Below are 17,611 nucleotides of genomic sequence, written 5' to 3'. Positions count from 1 at the left end.
ACAGGACCACCGAATGCAATCCATTCGCCCCCGCCGGTAAGGATCAGCCGATGAGCGTCTTTGGGATCAGGAGCAAGTGAGCCGGAGCGTCGATGCCAACGGCGACAGCCTGGAGGCGCGCATTGCGTCGCCGAGGCGCTGGTTCTCTAGTGCGCGGGCCGCGAAACCCGGAGTCGCTTCAGGAGCGGGATCGCCGCCACGACGACGCCGGCGAAGGCGATCATGACGCCCATGCCTTCGCGCGCGGTCTCCGTGTTCCACCAGACCTCCTCTTTCCAGAAGCCGGGAGTTTCGGGCCAGTACCAGACCATAAGCGCCAGTCCGATGACGACGCTGGATGCCAACAACTCCCTTGCCGGGCTGTGGGCGAGCCAGAAGGGGCGGAAGGCCGCGGCTCCGCACCAGAAGGCCGCGACGCCGTACATCAGCATCCAGAGCGGCGCGTCGGGGTCGTTGTACTGCACCGCCACGAAGAGAACCAAGATTACGCAAAACACGCCGTTGATGACACGCATCGCTTCCCCCAGATGGACCGTTGTGCGGAGCAGACTACACCTATAACCTTGTGGGAAACAACGCCGGCAGGCGCGGGCGCCCGATCGTGCGGCGCTCTTGGGGGGAGGATCGATCGCCATGACCACGAAGCCGGGCGAGGTGCCGGCGGGGCTCGCTGCGCAGGCGCACTGGCAGCGCTTTTCGGTGCCATTCGAGTATCCGGTGGCGTTCACGCGAGATCTCTTCGGCCGGCATAATCGCGTCCTTCGCGAGGCGCTCTGCCTGCGCGAGCCGACCAAGCGTCACAGGTGCCTGGTGTTCCTCGATTCCGGGGTCAGCGCAGCGGTTCCGACGATGGAGGCCGAGATCGCGGCCTATGCCGAGGCGCATGCCGATGGAATGATCCTGGTCGCTCCCCCCATCATCGTTCCTGGCGGGGAGGTGGTCAAAACCGAACTTACGCACATCGAGGCGGTCCAGGACGCGATCCACGCCCATGCCATCGACCGCCATTCCTACGTGATCGCCATCGGCGGAGGCGCGTTCCTGGATGCGGTCGGCCTTGCGGCCGCGACAGCCCATCGAGGCGTGCGCCACATCAGGGTGCCGACCACTGTGCTCGCCCAGAACGATTCAGGCGTCGGCGTCAAGAACGCGGTCAATCTAAAGGGACTGAAGAACTATATCGGCACCTTCGCGCCGCCCTGGGCGGTCCTCAACGACTTCGACGTGCTGAAGCACCTGCCACAACGCGAGCGCGTCGCCGGCATATCGGAGGCGGTGAAGGTCGCGCTTATTCGCGACCGCGTTTTCTTCGAGTGGCTCGAGGCGAACGTGGACGCGCTGGCGACGTTCACCGCCACGGAAGAGGAACACATGATCCGCCGCTCGGCGGAACTTCACATGCATCAGATCGCCCATGGGGGAGACCCGTTTGAAGCCGGTTCGGCGCGGCCTCTGGATTTCGGCCATTGGTCGGCGCACAAGCTCGAGGGGCTTACTCGCCACCGCGTACGCCACGGCGAGGCGGTCGCCATCGGCATCGCCCTTGATGCGCGCTATTCGGTGCTTGCGGGGCTCCTTGAGCCGGGCGCTGAGGAACGCATTGCCGTGCTGCTGGAAGGCTTGGGCCTGCGGGTCTGGCATTCGGCGCTCGCCCGTAAGACGGCGGATGGAACGCGGGCGATTCTCGCCGGGCTGGAAGAGTTCCGGGAGCATCTGGGGGGGGCGCTTTCGGTCACGCTGCTGCAGGGCATCGGCGTTGGAGTGGAGGTTGACCGGATTGACCCGAGACTGGTTGAGGCAGCGCTGGACTGGCTGGCGATGCGAGAGGCGGGCTGAATGCGGCTGCCGCGCGACCTCGGTTGGCTGACCTATTGTCTCAACATCCATCCGACGCAGAACTGGGCCGAAACCCGCGCCGCGCTCACCGGCCCGATGTGCGCCGTGCGAGACGCCCTCGGCCCGGACGAGCCCTTCGCGGCTGGCCTGCGCTTTTCCGCCGAGACGGTGCGGGAGCTGGAATCCCCGCGGGCGCGATCGGAGCTCAAGTCGATCCTCGCCGATAACCGGCTGCTGCCGGTTACGGTGAACGGCTTTCCCTATGGTCCCTTCCACGGCACGCGGGTCAAGGAAGACGTTTACCAACCGGACTGGCGCAGCGACGCGCGCCTCGACTACACCTGTTCGCTCGCCGATCTCATGGCCGACATTTCCGCGGCGGGCGAGGTGGTCAGCCTGAGCACCGTGCCGGGAACCTTCAAGCCGCTTGCCGCCGGTGCCGAGGCGAACATGGTAGAGCGCCTGCTGCGCACCGCGGCGCATCTGTCGCGTCTGCGGGAGGTGACTGGCGTGACGGTGGCGCTGGCCCTGGAGCCAGAGCCGTTCTGTTTCCTCGAGACCATCGAGGAGGCGGTGGCCTTCTTCGATGCCTTCCTGTTTTCCGAGGACGCGGTGCGCCGGATGGGGGATCTTGCCGGACTGGATCGCAATGCCGCGGCAATTGCGCTGCCTCGCCATCTCGGCCTTTGCTACGATGTCTGCCATGCCGCGGTGGAGTTCGAGGACGCGGCTGGAAGCATCGCCGCCCTGCGGGTGGCCGGCGTGCCGATCCACAAGCTGCAGCTGAGCGCCGCGCTGCGGCTACCGAGCGTGACACAGGCGGCGCGAAAGGCCCTGCGCTCCTTTGACGAGCCGACCTATCTGCACCAGGTAGTTAGCCGGCGTGGCAATGGTCCGCTGCGACGAGAGCCCGATCTGCCGACGGCACTGGCGCGCGCCGAGGATGCTGACGGAGAGGAATGGCGGGTGCATTTCCACGTCCCGGTCTTCCTCGCCGATCTCGGCGACTTCTATTCGACGCAGGACTTCCTCGCCGAGATCCTCACCATTCACGCGAGGGAGCCGATCTCGGCGCATCTGGAAGTCGAGACCTACACCTGGGACGTGCTGCCGAAAGCACTGCGACACGGATCGGTCGAGGCGAACGTGGCGCGGGAACTTCGCTGGGTCCTCGAGCGGCTGGGGGCATGACGGCCACTACCATCCTGCGTCTCGGCCGGGTGTCAAACCTTCCGACGGTCTGGACCAACGCGCTGGCGGGCGCGGTGCTTGCCGGTGGAGCCGGCACGGCGCAACTCCTGACGGCGATGCTGGCGCTGTCGCTGTTCTACGTCGGCGGCATGTGGCTCAACGATGCCTTTGACGCCGAGATCGACGCGGGCGAGCGCGCCGGGCGCCCTATCCCGCAGGGCGAGATTTCCCGCAGGACGGTGTTCCAAGTCGGATTCACCCTGCTGGCAGCTGGAATCCTGGCCAGCCTCTTCATCGGCCCCACGGCAGCGCTTGTCGGGGTGGCGCTCGCCGGGGCAGTCGTCCTCTACGACTGGCTGCACAAGCGCACGATCCTGAGTCCGGTGCTGATGGGAGCGACCCGTTTCCTGGCCTACGCTCTTGGCGCCGCAGCCGCTGGCAGTTTCCCGGCCGCGGCGCTGGTCGGCGCCCTCGGCCTGTCCGCCTATGTCGTCGGTCTCACCTATGCGGCCAAGCAGGAGGCCTACAACCGCATCGATCGCGCCTGGCCGCTGGGCGTGCTGGCGGCGCCGCTGCTGTATTCGCTCTGGCTGGCAGGGCTCTCTCCGCTGGCGCTGGTGCTCTGGCTGGCACTTGCCGGCGTGGTCGTGGTGGCGCTGCGGCTGTTGTTCCGCCGCGCGCGCGGCGATGTCCCGCGCGGCGTAGTGACCCTGATCGCAGGAATCTCGCTCTACGACGCCGTGCTGATCGCGGCAGCCGGCGAAGCCGGACTGGCGCTTGCCGCCGCCGCCGGATTCCTTATGACGCTGGCGCTGCAGCGCCTCGCCCCGGGAACCTGATCAATCGAAGACGTGGTCCAGCACCAGCCGCTTGAAGTCCGTTGCACGCACCGGGCCCGCCGACAGCAGCTCCGGCGCCGAGGAAATCACCAATGGGCCCTCGTTTGGATCGTCCGTCAGGCGGCCGTGCGTTCCCTTCACCAGCTGGGTATCTTTCAGTGATATGACGTCGAGGAGCTGACGGTAGCCGAGCTTGCGCTTGGCGAGCTTCCAGGCGGCGGCGAGCTTCGGGGCGCGCATCGCCGGATCCATGAACAGCTCCACCGGGTCATATCCGGGCTTGCGGTGGATATCGACGGTGCGGGCGAAGTCCGGAGCATTCGCGTCGTCCAGCCAATAGTAGTAGCTGAACCAGCGGTCCGCCTCCGACACCGCCACGAGCTCCCCGGAGCGCGGGTGGTCGAGCCCGTTGGCCCGCTTGCCGGCCTCGTCCCAGACGCTTTCCACCCCTTCGAGATCGGCCACGAGCCGCGCAACCTCGCCAATGCGCCCCGGATCCCGCACGTAGATGTGAGCGATCTGGTGGTCGGCCATGGCGAAGGCGGCGCTGGCGCCGGCGTCGAACGCTTCCCTGCCGTGCTCCTCCGGACGGACGGCAAGCAGTCCTGCCCGGCGCAGGGCGCGGTTGATGTGCACCGCGTCGGTGGCGCGGGTGATGCCGTACTCGGAAACGACGATGAACCGCTGCCCGTCGCGCTCTGCCGCCTCGATGAGCGTCCCGCAGAGGGCGTCCACCTCGGCCAGATCCTGCTGCAGGCGCGGATGTCCAAGATCGGGGCCGAGCCTCTGCAAGTTGTAGTCGAGATGCGGCAGGTAGGTCAGCGTCAGGGTCGGCGTTCGCGTCTCCATTACGTGCAACGTTGCTTTGGCGATCCAGTCGGACGAGGTGATGTCGGCCAGTGGGCCCCAGAACTTGAAGAGCGGGAACGTTCCGAGCCTTGCATTCAGTTCGTCGTGCAGTTCCGGGGGGTAAGCGTAGTGGTCGGGCAGCTTGCGGCCGTCCGCCGGGTACATGGGGCGCGGAGTCGCCGAGAAGTCGGCACTCGAGTACATGTTGTACCACCAGAACATCTTGGCGCAGGTGAAGGCGGCATCGCGCGCCTTGCCGGCTTCCCAGATATTCTCGCCGGCCACGAGGTTCTCGGGCTGGCGCCAGAGCAGCACCTCGCGAAGATCGCGGAAATACCAGCCGTTTGCCACGACACCGTGCTCGCGAGGCAGAAGGCCTGTCGCGAGGGTGGCTTGGACCGTGCAGGTGACGGCGGGCGTGACGCTGGTCAGGTGGCGCATTCCACCCCGCGCCGCGAGCCGCGACAGATGCGGCGTATGAGGTCCGAGGAGATGCGGCGACAGCCCGACGACGAGGATGACAAGGGTGCGATTCATGGCGGCGACAATCCTCCGGAACGCCCGTCATTGCAACGCCGCGGACTGGCCGCCGAAGGGCAATGCGTCTATGGTCAGTCCTGCTGAAATGAGGGGGATCGGGAACGTCAAATGGCGAAGCCGGAAGAACTTCTGAGGGAGTGGGTCTTGCGTCAGGCCGGCGCGGAGGCGGGTTGGGTCCGCGACCAGCTCGACGCGCTCGCCACCGGCGCACCCGAGCGCGATCTGCACCTCTTCCTTGGTCTCGCTCCCCGGCGGCTCGGCAAGGCCGATCTGGCGCTCAGCCCGGAAGATCACGCCGCCGCAGCCGCTGCCCGGCCCGGCTGGCGCGTCGCCGGCTGGAGCATCGACGGTGCCGCGCGGGTGCTGGCGCTGCTGGTTCACTCCGGACAGCGACCATTCGCGGAGCGGTTCAAGGATCTGCGGCGCACGGCGGATGCCGCCGAGCTCGTGGCGCTCTATCGCGGATTGCCGCTGTACCCCGATCCCGCGAGCCTCTCGTTCGAGGCGGGGGAGGGGCTGCGCTCCAACATGCGGGCGGTCTTCGAGGCTATTGCGCACGAGAACCCGTATCCGCGCGAGAATTTCGACGAACACCGCTGGAACCACATGATTCTCAAGGCCCTGTTCGTCGGCAGCCGGCTGTCGCCGATCCAGGATCTGGACGAAAGGGCGAACCCGGAGCTTGCCCGCATCCTGCGGGAATACGCTCACGAGCGCTGGTCCGCTGGCCGACTTGTCACGCCGGAACTTTGGCGCTGCGTTGGCCCATTCGCCGTTGACGCGGCCGCGATCGCCGACCTCGAGCGGGCGCTGCGGGGCGAACGAGTCGAGGCTGCCGCGGCGGCGCTGGCGCTGGCGGCCAGTCCGCTACCTGAGGCCCGGACGGTGCTCGCCGCGCGTCCGGAGGCGGCGGCGGCGATCGAATCGGGTCGACTGACCTGGAATAGCCTGGAAGAGGTCGCCTGAGATGTACATCGATCCGCACGCACACATGATCAGCCGCACCACCGACGACTACGAGGCGATGGCCGCCGCCGGCATCGTCGCGCTGATCGAACCGGCCTTCTGGACCGGCCAGCCCCGTACCTATGTCGGCACCTATGTCGACTATCTGTCGTCGATCGTCGGCTGGGAGCGGTTTCGCGCCGGACAGTTCGGCATCCGTCACTACTGCACCGTCGGGCTCAACTCGAAGGAAGCCAACAACGAGGAGCTGGCCGAGGGAGTGATGGATTGGCTGCCGCGTTTCGCCCTGAAGGAGGGCGTCGTGGCAATCGGCGAGATCGGCTACGACGAGCAGACGGCGCTCGAGGACAAGTACTTCCGCGCCCAGCTCGAACTCGCCAAGGAGTTGGACCTGCCGGTAATGGTGCACACCCCGCACCGCGACAAGAAGCGCGGCACCTCGCGCTCCATGGATGTCGTCGACGAGCACGGCATCGACCCCTCCAAGGTGATCATCGACCACAACAACGAGGAGACGGTGGCGGAAACCCTCCAGCGAGGTTACTGGGCCGGCTTCTCGATCTACCCATCCACCAAAATGGGCAATGCTCGGATGGTCGAGATCCTCATGCGTTACGGCGCGGAGCGAATCATCGTCGACAGCGCATGCGACTGGGGCATCTCCGACCCGCTCGGCGTACCGAAAACGGCGCGGCTGGCTCTGGAGCGGGGGGTGCCGGAAGCCGACGTACGCAGGGCCTGTTATGCGAACGCTCTGGCGGCTTATGGACAGAGCGGACAGATGGCGGAGGCGGACTGGCTGAACCCTCCGGGGATCGACCAGAGGACGCTGTTCGAGGGAAACTCGATATTGCGCGGCGGCCGCGACCCGCTCGTGCGCGAGCATCAGGGGGCGGCTGCGCGGGATGGCATCCTGATCGAGTAGCCGCCGGTGGAACCCGCAGGCCCGCGAAACGGGGCAGGCGGGGCTTCCACCCGGCGGTGACGGAGAAGGCGGAGCAAAACCGCCATTCCCGGCAGGATCAGCGGCAGGTCAGGGGGTGAAGTTGTTGCTGAGGACGTACGCTGTTACTGCCATGCGCTCTTCCTTGCTGAAGACATCCTTCCAGGCCGGCATCTTCTTGATGCCGTTCGTGACCCGGTCATAGACGAAGTCCGGCGTGTATCGCTTTGGCTTGAGCTTCGGCGCCTTGCCGGGATACGCGCGCGCGCCGTGGCAGCCGCCACAGGTGACCCAGACTTCCTTCCCGACGGCTATGTGGGTCGGGTCGTTCAAGAACGCCTCGTCGAATACGGCCGGAGTCTCGTCTGCTTCCGTTTCCACGGACGCGGCTTCCTCAGTCGTCGGCTCCGCGGCGCCCGCCGCCGGTTGCTGGGTGTTCTGCGCAAACCGGACCGGGCTCTCCTGCGCCTGCGCAATTGCGCTCGCGCCTCCCGCTGCGACAGCCCCGTATATGGCCGCCGCCAAGACCGGAAAGACCAGGCCCGATGATTTCCAAGCCGCCATATTCGGTTTCCTCCAGGTGGATTATCTCTGTTTCTGGTTGGGGCGTGGCGGGACCCGCCACGCCCCCAAATCGTGGTTTTCAGGAATCTTAGTTGTTCTTCATTTCCTCGCCGGCCGCCGCTTCCGGATTTTCCTCCGGTGCGTCGGCGGCGTTCCCGGAGGCCGCAGGCGTGGCCGTGCCCCCGGAGCTCGATGTGTCCGAACCACCCTCGGCGGGGACGATCTTGTAGATCGTGTCGAGGCTGCCCCATGGGCCGGTGGTGAGGGAGGTGAGGGCGTATACCTCACCCTCCGAGTCCTGGGCGAAGGCGAGAACGTACGGGTTCTTCCCTTCCATGTTGGTGGTGGCTACCTCCATCGACCACTCGCCGTTGTCGCCCTTTGTGCCGACAAAGATCTGGCCGTCCATGGCAGCGAACGACTTCGACCAGTCGCCAAAGATGTATTTGCCGTCCCAGTCCTTGTTGGCGCCGCGATAAATGTATCCGCCGGTGACCGAGATGCCCTTGCAGTCCGTTGGCTTGGCCGTGCAGTTGCCATATTCCAGGATCGGCAACTTCAGTCCGGCGGTGTCGCAGGACGTCGGATGCTCATCCGGCTTGGTGTAATCGAAGCAGTGCGAAGCTTCCATCTTGCGCCAACCGAGGTTGTCGCCTTCCTCGATCACGTCCACTTCCTCGTAGCTGTTCTGCTGGACGTCGCCGCAATAGAGCGTCTTTCCGTCCGCCATGTCGAAGGAACAGCGCCAGGGGTTGCGCAGGCCGTAGGCGTACATCTCCGGCTCGGCGCCGGGCGTGTCGACGTCAATCCGGTGGATCTTGCCGTTCGGGGAGTCCTGATCCTGGCCGTTGCCCTCGGTGACATTGTGGCCGATACCCCAGTCGTTGGCGTAGCCGCCGTCACCGGTGGAAAAGTACAGCTTGCCGTCGCCGCCGAAGCCGATCCAGTGGCCGTTGTGGTTGAACTGCGGCCAGTCGATCGAACTGATGCGCCTTTCCGACTCGCGGTCGGCGACGTCCGGATCGTCTTTGGAGACGGTGTACTCAGCTATGACGTTGGTGTGATCCCACCAGAACATCTTTGCCAGATCGTTCTGGAACCTTGTGGGCGCACTGTAGGCGACGTAGAATTTTCCGTTCGTGGCGAAGTCTGGGTGGAATGCGAGACCCAGCATGCCGCGCTCGTCGAAGTCTCCCCACAGGTCGACGATGCGGTCGCGGATATCGAGGAACGGCTCTCCCATAAGCTCCCCGTCCGCGTCGATGATGCGGATGCGGCCGAACTGCTCGACCACGAACTTGCGGTCGTCGTTCGGTGGCTGCACCATGACCAGCGGCGCGTTCACCCCGGTCACGTAGGGCTCGAGAGTTACCTTCACCTGCGCGCTCGATATGCCGGTGAACGATAGCAGGCTCACGCCGGCCAATATTGCCAGTGAGATTCTCATTCGCATGTGTTCCTCCACCCATTTCGGTTTGCGCCCGACGACTGCACCTCGGCGCTTTCAGGCATCTCAACGCTATTCCGACGTTTCAGCATTGTCCATCAAGATGACAGGACGGTAAGAAACGGGCGGGAGGGCAAGCTGCCACGGCGCGCCGGAATCGCGGCAAGGCGGATCGGGAGCCCTTGCCAGCGAAGTCGCCTGGTCCCTGTTGCAGGCCGCACAAACACCCGCGCCCGGTCGTCGCGCGGGCGGCGGCAGAGCGCATTGACAGTGATGCAGCCTTCGGCGAAGCTGCCCGCTCTGGTCCGGTTCCCAGACCAGCTAGCTTCCAGAGTCCATTCGCGATGTCGCTGACAAGCTTCGTCCTCGAAAACGCCCTCGAACTTCGCGAGGCCATCGTACGGCGCAACGTGCGTGACGTCGTGGCGGGAAAGATCGCCGCGCTGATCGCTTCGGGGATACTCAAGCTCGGAGACGATCTGCCGAGCGAACGTGATCTCGCTGCCGCGCTGCAGGTCAGTCGTGAGACCGTCCGCAGCGGCATCCAGATGCTTGCGGCGAGGGGGCTGCTGGTAGTGACGCAGGGCGCGCGGACGAAGGTTGCTTCGGACAGCGTCGGCCAGGACTTCGTTGGCCTGCGGGAATCCAAGCTCATCAACAGCTACGACATCGAGAGCATCCACGCGTCCCGGCTGCTGGTCGAACGGCAGGTCGTCGCCAGCGCGGCTGAGCGGATCGATGCGGAAACGCTGAGATTCCTGGAGGACTCGCTGAAGGCCCAGAGACACGCAGCCGCCGACCCCGTCCGGTTCCTGATCATCGATCGGGAATTCCACGTGACCATCTACAGGTGCAGCGGCAACAAGGTGCTCGCCGACTTCGTCGCCGATCTTTACGGCTACATGATGGAGCACCGGCGCAAGGCCGTCGCTGAGCCAGGCGCGATCCTCAGGAGCTATGGCGATCATCAGGCGATCGTCGCCGCGTTGCGGGCGAAAGACCCGGAAGCCACAACCCGCGCCTTCGACGTCCATCTGGACCGCATCTACCGGACCACGATGAGTATCCTGGCGCACGCGGGCGCGAAGTCACGGGGTCGCGCGGCGTAGTGCTGGCGATGACGGAACACATGCCGAGGGCTCCCGGCTGTAGGGGTCGACAAGGGAGGAAACGATGCAGAAGCGAAGCTTGTTGAAAGCCATCACCCTCGCGGCCATCACGGCCGCAGCGGGTCTATCGGGTGTCGCGCCGGCGCTGGCGCAGTCGAAGGAGATCGTCTATCTGACGCCCGGCCTGGACCTGCCGTTCTGGCGTTACCTTTCGAAAGGCGTGGAGTCTGTCGCAAAGGAAAAGGGCTACGGCTTCCAGGCGCTGGACTCTCGCAACAACGCCCAGACGCAACTCCAGAACGCCCAGGACGCCATCGCGCGGGGTGTGGCGGGCATCGTCATCTCTCCGACCGATTCCTCGACCGCGCCTAGCGTGCTCACCCTCGCCAAGCAGAGCGACATTCCGGTGGTGATCGCCGACATCGGCACCAACGAGGGCGAATACATCTCATTCATCATCTCCGACAATTACGAGGGCGCCAAGGGCGTTGGTGAGGCGCTCGCCGCCGCGTTAAAGGAGAAGGGCTGGGAGGATAGCTCAGTCGGACTGGTGACGATCTCGCAGGCCCGCAAGAACGGCCAGGCCCGCACCCAGGGCTTCCGCGACGGGCTGGCCGAAGGCGGCGCCACCGGCAAGGAGGCGGGATTGCAACAGATGCAGTCGTATACCGCCGACGAAACCTTCAAGTTCGTCCAGGACATGCTGACGGCCAATCCGGAAATGCGCGGCCTGTTCGTGCAGACCGACCAGCCGGCGATCGGCGCGTTGCAGGCGATCAAGGCGGCCCGCCGGCAGGGCGAAGTGCTCGTCGCCGCCTTCGACGGCATCCCCGAGTTCGTCGACCTGCTGAAGTCGGGCGACATCGTCGCCTCGGGCATGCAGCAGCCTTACCTGATGGGGCAGAAATCGGCGGAGGCGCTGTTCGAGCATCTGGACGGCGGCAAGCCGGAGAAGGAGATTACGGTACCGATCCTCGTTGTGACCTCCAAGAACATCGACGAGGTCCTGCCGACGGTGAAGGAAACGGTGTTCGCCAACGAGATGGAATGATGCCGCCTTTCGGCTCGTCCCGGATTTATGGACGAGCCGAGGCGTTCGTCGGGGAGAGGGCGGCGCGGTCGCCTTCTCGCCTGTCGCGACCAGTCTCGCCAGGATCCATCCGGATGACCTTTCCACCCGCCGCCGACGCGCTTCTGCTCGACGCCTCGGGGATCGACAAGACCTTCGGCCGGACGCGCGCCCTCCGCGGGGCGTCGCTGACGCTGCGCGCAGGCGAAATCCACGCACTCCTCGGCGCCAACGGCGCCGGAAAGTCGACGCTGTCGAAGGTGATTTCCGGCCACGTGACCCCGGACGCCGGACATCTTCTCCACAAGGGCAGCCCGCTCGTCCTGCGCTCCCCCCGCGACGCGCTGACCGCCGGCATCGCGATCGTGATGCAGGAAACGACGCTGGCTCCGGACTTGACGGTCCTGGAAAACATCTTCCTCCCCGAACTCGGCGCGCCCGGATGGCTATCCCACGCCGGCATGCGCAAGCGGGCCGCGGCTATCCTCGACGATCTGGGCCAGGGCGGCGCGCTGCCGCTCGAGACCGAGGTCGGCAGGCTGTCGACCGCTCAGCGCCAGCTTGTGGAAATCGCCAAGGCGCTGGCGCTCGAGGCCGAACTCATCATCTTCGACGAGCCCACAGCTTCGCTGAGCGCCGGCGAGGTAGAGCGGTTGTTCGACGTAATGGCGCGGCTCAAGGACAGCGGCCGCGCGCTGGTTTTCGTGTCGCACCGGCTCGAGGAGGTGTTCGCCATTACCGATCGCGTTACCGTCATGCGCGACGGCGAAACCGTCGCCTCGAACCGTCAGACGACATCACTCAGCCAGAGCGAGATCATCCGCCTGATGGTCGGGCGCGATCTCGGCGCGATCTACCAGGACAAGGGCTTGGTCGCGTCGGCCGACACGGCGCCGGTGGTGTTCGAGGTCAGGGATCTAGTCGCCCCGCCGGTCGTGCGCGGCATCTCCTTCGCCGTCAGGCAAGGGGAGATACTGGGTCTCGGCGGTCTCGTCGGCGCCGGCCGCTCCGAGGCGGCGGAAGCGATCTTCGGATTGCGGCCACGCACGGGCGGCGAAATGTGGCTCGCCGGCAAGAAGGTCGATTTCCGCCGCCCGGCCGACGCGGTGCGAGCCGGCCTCGGCTTCGTCCCGGAAGACCGGCGAGTGCAGAACATCGTTCCGGATATGTCGGTGCGCGAGAACCTGCTGCTCGCCCATCTCGGCGCCCATCGGGGTTTCGGGCTTGGTTACGCGAAACGACAGGGCAAGATCGATGAATTGCTGCGGCTTCTCGACCTGCCGGCGCACCGCTTGCTCGACGCCAGCATGCTGAATTTTTCCGGCGGCATGCAGCAGAAGATCATAATCGCGCGATGGCTGCTCATCAAGCCCGACGTTCTCATCCTCGACGAGCCCACGAAGGGGGTCGACATCGGCACGCGCCAGGCGATCTACGGCATCCTCCAGCGGATCGCGGCCGAGGGGGCGGGCGTCGTCGTCATCTCTTCCGACTTCGAGGAGCTCCTCGGCGTCTCGACACGCATTGTCGTGATCAGCGACGGGTATTCGATCGCCGACATGCCGAGCGCGATGCTCGACGAGGAAAAGCTGACGCTTCTGGCGGCCCCCCGCACATCGATGCAGCGTAACACGGCCCTGCTCGAGGAACTGGCGAGCGAATGCGGCGGCGCGGGCTTCTGGGCGCTCATCGAGGAGGACAGGCTGATCTGCCTGAACTCAGTCGTCGCCGATCCCGCCGCTTCTCCAGGCTTTTCCGCCGGCGAGGCCGTGCGCTTCGAGGAAAGCGCCATTCCGAGGGGGCTGTCGCAACGCGGCAAAGGCTTCGTCAGCGAAGCCGACGGCAGGCTTTCCACACTTGTGGCGCCCATCTGCGGCCGCCGCGGGCACGATCTCGGCTGGGTCGGCCTCACGGTCGGCGGCGTCGGGGACAAGCCCTCTGCCGACCACATCAGACAACGGATCGAGAGCCTCAATGCTTGAGCGGACGAAGACGGCCGACATCGCCGACCGGGAAAGCGCGGCGATGGCCGGATCGGACCGAAACGGCAGCGCGGGAATCGTCGCCCGCATGTCGAAGCAGCTCGAAATCCGGATGCTCGGCCTTGCGCTGATCATTGCCGTCGGACTGTCGTTTGCCTCGCCCTACTTCCTGACGCAGACGAACATCTTCAACATTCTCGATCAGTCGGTCGTCATCGGCCTCGTGGCGATCGGCATGACGTTCGTGATCCTGACCGGGGGCATCGACCTTTCGGTCGGATCGGTCGCGGGCCTGACCGGCATCCTGCTCGGCCTCGCGCTCAAGGACTATCCAATTCCGGTGGCGATCCTCATGGCGGTCGCCTCCGGCGCCGGCATCGGCCTCCTGTCGGGGATACTCGTGGCCTATTTCGGGCTCGCCGCCTTCGTTGTGACGCTCGGTGTTATGGCGATCGCGCGCAGTCTCGCCTACATCGTGTCGGGGCAGACGGCGATCTCCGGCATCCCTTCGGACCTTTCGTCAATCGTCTACACGTCCTTTCTCGGCATCCCCACAAACGTCCTCGTGCTCGGCGCGATGTATCTCCTGGCGTGGCTATACCTCACCTATACCAAGGGCGGCCGGACCATCTACGCGATCGGATCGAACAAGGAGGCTGCACGGGCCGCCGGGCTCAGCGTCCTGTTCTATTCGGTGCTGCCCTACATGATCTCCGGCGCCTTCGCCGCCGTCGCGATCACCTTCTCCATAGCGCAGCTGCTGTCGGCCGATCCTCTCGCCGGCAACCTCATGGAACTCGACGCCATCGCGGCGGTGGTCATTGGCGGGGCGAGCCTCTACGGCGGGCGAGGCTCCATCATCGGCACCCTGATCGGCGTCCTGATCATGGTGATGATCCGCAACGGGCTGAACCTCCTCGGGGTCTCGCCCTTCTGGCAAGGCTCGGCGATCGGCTCCATCATCATCCTGGCGCTTCTGGTCGAGCGCCTGGTCAGCAGTCGGGCCGAACGTTGATTCACTATCGGGAAAAGATCATGTCGCAGCCAAGCCGAAGCGTCGCCCTCACCGGAACCGAAGAGCCGGTAACCCCGCCCCGCATCCTGCGCGCCGGCGCCCTGTCGGCCGAGCTCGACAACGGCAATCTGCGCGCCATCCGGTACGGCTGGGTCGAGATCATCCGCGCGGTCTCATTCCTCGTGCGGGACCGGAACTGGGGCACCTACAACGCCACGATCGATGATCTGAAGGTTGAGGAAAGCGCGGAGCGCTTCGAGGTATACTACAGCGCCCGCGCCGTGGACGCCGAACAGAGCTTTCGCTACAGCGCCCGTATCGTCGGGACGCCGCAATCACTGGATTTTTCCGCCGAGGGTGAAGCGGAATCCGCGTTCCGGACCAACCGCACCGGCTTCGTCGTCCTGCATCCGCTGGAGGGCGTCGCCGGGCGTCCCGTGACCATCGAGCATGTCGATGGCAGCATGGAGGAAAGCCGTTTCCCGGAGATCATCGATCCGTTGCAACCGATGATGGAGTTGCGCGCGCTTACCCACGAACCAGTTCCGGGTGTCGAGGTCTCGTGCCGGATGGAAGGCGACACCTTCGAGATGGAGGATCAGCGCAACTGGACCGACGCCTCCTACAAGACCTATGTGCGCCCGCTCGCAAAGCCCTGGCCGTATACGCTCTCGCCGGGCGAGCGGCTGGTCCAGTCCGTCAGCCTCGCCGTGAAGGGCGAGGCAACCGGTAAAGACGGCGGCGACGGCCGGCCGGTGGCGCTCGAACCCAGGCCCGGCGCCGGAATCCCGCCGCGTGTCGGCGTCGGGCTGCAACGCTCCGAGTTGGCGGCGACCCGCGACGTTCTCGACCTGCTGAAATCGCTCGCCCCGCACTATGTCGTCTATCACCATGACCCTCGGACAGGCGAAGCGGCCGACCTTTCGCTCGCGGCCGACATCTGCCGGGCACTCGGAGCCGAGCCTTGGCTGGAGGCGGTCATCGCCGAAGTCGACGGCTTCGCCGAAGAGGTAGCGGCTCTCGGTCGAAGTGTCGCCGCGATTGGCTCGCCGTTCAAGGTCGTGCAGATATCGCCGGCGGCCGACCTGAAGAGCACGCTGCCGGGCAGCCAATGGCCCCCCGCGCCGCCCGCCGATGAACTGTACCGGGCAGCGCGCGCGGCGTTTCCGCAGGCAAGGATCGCCGGCGGAATGTTCTCGTTCTTTACCGAGCTCAACCGCAAGCGACCGCCCCTCCAGGACCTCGACCTCGTCGGTTTCACCACGTCCGCGATCGTTCATGCCGGCGACGACCGAACGGTGATGCAGAACCTCGAGTCGCTGCCGTTCGTCGCGGCGAGCGCCCGTGCGATCGCTGGGGACAGGGGCTTCATCGTCGGGCCGAGCGCCATCGGCATGCGCATGAATCCCTATGGCGATGCTCCGGTGAGGAACCCGTCCGACGAGCGCCAGGCGATGAAGGAGAACGATCCGCGTCAGCGCGGCTTGCTCGGAGCGGCGTTCGCGCTGGGCTATTTCGCCCATTTCGCGCGCGGCGGCGCCGAGGCGATCGCCTTCGGGGGCACCACCGGGCCGCACGGCGTGGTGGCGCTCGAGCAGGCCTGGCGGCAGCCGGGTTTCGAGGAGACCGGCGGGGTGTTCCCGGTATTCCACGTGCAGCGGGCGCTGGCGCAACTGTCGAAACGCCCGATGCGTGATGTCACCTCGTCCGATCCGGGCGGCATCCAGGCACTCGCCGCCACGCTCGACGACGGGGAGGTCCTGCTGGTGGCCAATCTCACCGACGCGCGGAAGACGATCGCGCTCCCGTTCGACATGGCGCGGGCGAGGATACTCGACGCCGGCAGCTTCGCCGAGGCGGCGGCCTCGCCATCATTCCTCGACGATATGCGTCCCGCCTCGGGACGCGAGCTCGTCCTCGATTCCTACGCCGTCGCGAAAGTCTCCTCCGGTTGAGCCCGGACGAGAGTCTGCCTCAAAGCCGCGCCGGCGATCCATGCGGCCCCGGGGGCGTCAGCGCGGCAGCCGAACGCCTCGGAATGCTTACGCAGCTCCTGCCGTTCGAGCCGGGCGAAGCCGCGTTTGGTGCGCACCGTCACCAGTTACCCGGCCACGAACTGCTTCAGCCATTCATTCTCGATGCATGCGTCGCTGGCCGCGGCATTGATGCTGCCGTCGGGGAACAGCACGAGCCGCTCGGCGGCCTTCGCCTTCTGGATCGCGCCCCGCGATAGCCCGACATGGGCGGCGTACTGGCGCTCGCTCATGCCCTGCATCGACGGCTCCGATTATCATTCAGAATCAGGCGCTTATTGAGTTGATAAGCGTCGCGACCGGAGCAAACGTCCTGTCAGAAGGACGATGCAACTCACCACGGAGCGACCCCGATGACCCGCCGCGCGACCGACAACACCAAGGCCCTCGACGGCCTTCATCGCCGCCAAGTTCGAGATCGACGCGATGCTGGAGCGCCTCAAGGCGCTCAGCGACGGCCACTTCAAGACCCCCCCGACGAGATCAACTGGGGCCATGTCGGCACCGTGAGCCATTACCGCGCCAAGCTGCGCGAGATCACCGACAGCGCCTTCAACGAAGGCGAACACGCCGAGTGAGACGACCCACGCCCGGTCCCGCCCGCCGACTGGCGGGCTCGACCTCGTAGAAGGGCCCGCATCCCGCGCGCCCCGATACGGGAGACGACGATGACCCAGCTTTCCGACACCCAAGCCCTGATCCTGAGCGCCGCCGCCCAGCGGCCCGATCACATTGCCGTGCCGCTGCCCGAGAGCCTGCGCGGCGGCGCTGCCGCCAAGGTGGTTGGCGCGATGCTCGCCAAGGGCTTCCTCGAAGAGGTCGATGCCGACATGCGCATAGGCGAGCCCGTCTGGCGCGCGCCCTCGCGGGCGATCTCGGTGAGCCGGTCAAGGATCGATCCGGGCTGGTGAAGCGGGGTGATCGTGGTATCGTCTTTCATGGCGTATCGATCCATCGGGAGGTTATGGCAGGCTTCAGCACCCGCCACGATACGCCGCCGTCTCAGGCCCCATCACCCATTTTCAGCCATAGCTCTCGCGCACGTGCAGGCCGTCTATCTGGATCACCACGAGGTCGAGTTTGGACAGATCGGCGCCCATGAAGGCGTCAAGCTTCTCCGACGACAGGGCAACGAACCGCCGCGAGGTCGCAGATTTCGACACCCCGCTGCCAGGATCCACAGGAACGTCGCCCTCCGGCAGTCGCACAGCCCGACCGAACCGCCGCG

General features: G+C 65.9%; 17 protein-coding genes and 1 pseudogene. 12 read left to right on the top strand and 6 right to left on the bottom strand.

Translation table 11 applies throughout. The features are described from left to right. Window positions 1-146 precede the first annotated feature (146 nt). Window positions 147-515 carry a transmembrane 220 family protein gene (locus VQ044_RS16995; RefSeq protein ID WP_327648446.1) on the bottom strand — a complete coding sequence of 123 codons (369 nt, stop codon included), beginning with the start codon at window positions 513-515 and terminating at the stop codon, window positions 147-149. 118 nt (window positions 516-633) lie between these two features. On the opposite strand from VQ044_RS16995, the gene VQ044_RS16990 reads away from it, so the two are divergent. Genes VQ044_RS16990 through VQ044_RS16980 form a run of 3 tightly spaced genes read left to right on the top strand, consistent with a single transcriptional unit; the run spans window position 634 to window position 3,866 of the window. Further along, window positions 634-1,836 carry a 3-dehydroquinate synthase gene (locus tag VQ044_RS16990; protein ID WP_327648444.1) on the top strand — a complete coding sequence of 401 codons (1,203 nt, stop codon included), beginning with the start codon at window positions 634-636 and terminating at the stop codon, window positions 1,834-1,836. Further along, a complete protein-coding gene (gene eboE, locus VQ044_RS16985; protein ID WP_327648443.1) occupies window positions 1,837-3,027 on the top strand; it encodes a metabolite traffic protein EboE in 1,191 nt (396 codons plus the stop codon). Then, window positions 3,024-3,866 carry a UbiA family prenyltransferase gene (locus tag VQ044_RS16980; RefSeq protein WP_327648441.1) on the top strand — a complete coding sequence of 281 codons (843 nt, stop codon included), beginning with the start codon at window positions 3,024-3,026 and terminating at the stop codon, window positions 3,864-3,866. The genes eboE and VQ044_RS16980 overlap by 4 nt, the downstream gene beginning before the upstream one ends. On the opposite strand, the gene VQ044_RS16975 is transcribed toward VQ044_RS16980, so the two are convergent. Continuing rightward, entirely contained in the window at window positions 3,867-5,252 is a 1,386-nt protein-coding gene (locus tag VQ044_RS16975) for an alkaline phosphatase family protein (RefSeq protein ID WP_327648440.1), read from the bottom strand. 111 nt (window positions 5,253-5,363) lie between these two features. On the opposite strand from VQ044_RS16975, the gene VQ044_RS16970 reads away from it, so the two are divergent. Continuing rightward, window positions 5,364-6,221, top strand: a complete 858-nt coding sequence (locus VQ044_RS16970) for an EboA domain-containing protein (RefSeq protein ID WP_327648439.1) — start codon at window positions 5,364-5,366, stop codon at window positions 6,219-6,221. Between the two features lies 1 nt (window position 6,222). After that, window positions 6,223-7,146 (top strand): TatD family hydrolase, encoded by a 924-nt coding sequence (locus VQ044_RS16965; protein ID WP_327648437.1) that lies wholly within the window; start codon window positions 6,223-6,225, stop codon window positions 7,144-7,146. A gap of 108 nt (window positions 7,147-7,254) precedes the next feature. On the opposite strand, the gene VQ044_RS16960 is transcribed toward VQ044_RS16965, so the two are convergent. After that, window positions 7,255-7,728 carry a c-type cytochrome gene (locus VQ044_RS16960; protein ID WP_327651098.1) on the bottom strand — a complete coding sequence of 158 codons (474 nt, stop codon included), beginning with the start codon at window positions 7,726-7,728 and terminating at the stop codon, window positions 7,255-7,257. A gap of 88 nt (window positions 7,729-7,816) precedes the next feature. After that, complete coding sequence (locus tag VQ044_RS16955; protein WP_327648478.1) at window positions 7,817-9,145, bottom strand: PQQ-dependent sugar dehydrogenase; 1,329 nt, start codon at window positions 9,143-9,145, stop codon at window positions 7,817-7,819. Between the two features lie 374 nt (window positions 9,146-9,519). On the opposite strand from VQ044_RS16955, the gene VQ044_RS16950 reads away from it, so the two are divergent. The 5 genes from VQ044_RS16950 (at window position 9,520) to VQ044_RS16930 (ending at window position 16,305) form a co-directional block, all read left to right on the top strand. Then, window positions 9,520-10,284, top strand: a complete 765-nt coding sequence (locus VQ044_RS16950; protein ID WP_327648435.1) for a FadR/GntR family transcriptional regulator — start codon at window positions 9,520-9,522, stop codon at window positions 10,282-10,284. 64 nt (window positions 10,285-10,348) lie between these two features. Continuing rightward, window positions 10,349-11,335: a substrate-binding domain-containing protein gene (locus VQ044_RS16945; protein WP_327648433.1), complete on the top strand. Its 987-nt coding sequence runs from the start codon at window positions 10,349-10,351 to the stop codon at window positions 11,333-11,335. Between the two features lie 113 nt (window positions 11,336-11,448). Further along, complete coding sequence (locus tag VQ044_RS16940; protein ID WP_327648431.1) at window positions 11,449-13,335, top strand: sugar ABC transporter ATP-binding protein; 1,887 nt, start codon at window positions 11,449-11,451, stop codon at window positions 13,333-13,335. After that, on the top strand, window positions 13,328-14,350 hold the full coding sequence (locus VQ044_RS16935; RefSeq protein ID WP_327648429.1) for an ABC transporter permease: 1,023 nt from the start codon (window positions 13,328-13,330) through the stop codon (window positions 14,348-14,350). Before VQ044_RS16940 ends, VQ044_RS16935 begins: the two co-directional genes overlap by 8 nt. A gap of 20 nt (window positions 14,351-14,370) precedes the next feature. Further along, on the top strand, window positions 14,371-16,305 hold the full coding sequence (locus VQ044_RS16930; protein WP_327648427.1) for a hypothetical protein: 1,935 nt from the start codon (window positions 14,371-14,373) through the stop codon (window positions 16,303-16,305). A 146-nt stretch (window positions 16,306-16,451) separates the two neighbouring features. Here VQ044_RS16930 and VQ044_RS16925 read toward each other — a convergent pair whose 3' ends face one another. Then, entirely contained in the window at window positions 16,452-16,625 is a 174-nt protein-coding gene (locus tag VQ044_RS16925) for a hypothetical protein (RefSeq protein WP_327648425.1), read from the bottom strand. Window positions 16,626-16,736: 111 nt separating this feature from the next. Between VQ044_RS16925 and VQ044_RS16920 the strand changes: the two genes are divergently transcribed. Both VQ044_RS16920 and VQ044_RS16915 read left to right on the top strand, forming a co-directional pair. Continuing rightward, window positions 16,737-16,961 (top strand): hypothetical protein, encoded by a 225-nt coding sequence (locus VQ044_RS16920; protein ID WP_327648424.1) that lies wholly within the window; start codon window positions 16,737-16,739, stop codon window positions 16,959-16,961. 90 nt (window positions 16,962-17,051) lie between these two features. Then, the gene (locus tag VQ044_RS16915; RefSeq protein WP_327648423.1) at window positions 17,052-17,294 is read left to right on the top strand and encodes a hypothetical protein; all 243 of its coding nucleotides are present in this window, start codon (window positions 17,052-17,054) and stop codon (window positions 17,292-17,294) included. A 129-nt stretch (window positions 17,295-17,423) separates the two neighbouring features. Here VQ044_RS16915 and VQ044_RS16910 read toward each other — a convergent pair. After that, window positions 17,424-17,611, bottom strand: a pseudogene (locus VQ044_RS16910) (IS256 family transposase); the annotation flags it as partial.

Origin of the sequence: Aurantimonas sp. C2-5-R2 (assembly GCF_036549495.1) — a bacterium.
GTDB lineage: Bacteria > Pseudomonadota > Alphaproteobacteria > Rhizobiales > Rhizobiaceae > Aurantimonas > Aurantimonas coralicida_A.
The sequence above is the reverse complement of the archived record's forward strand: the minus strand, read 5'-3'. Positions and strand labels throughout refer to the sequence as shown.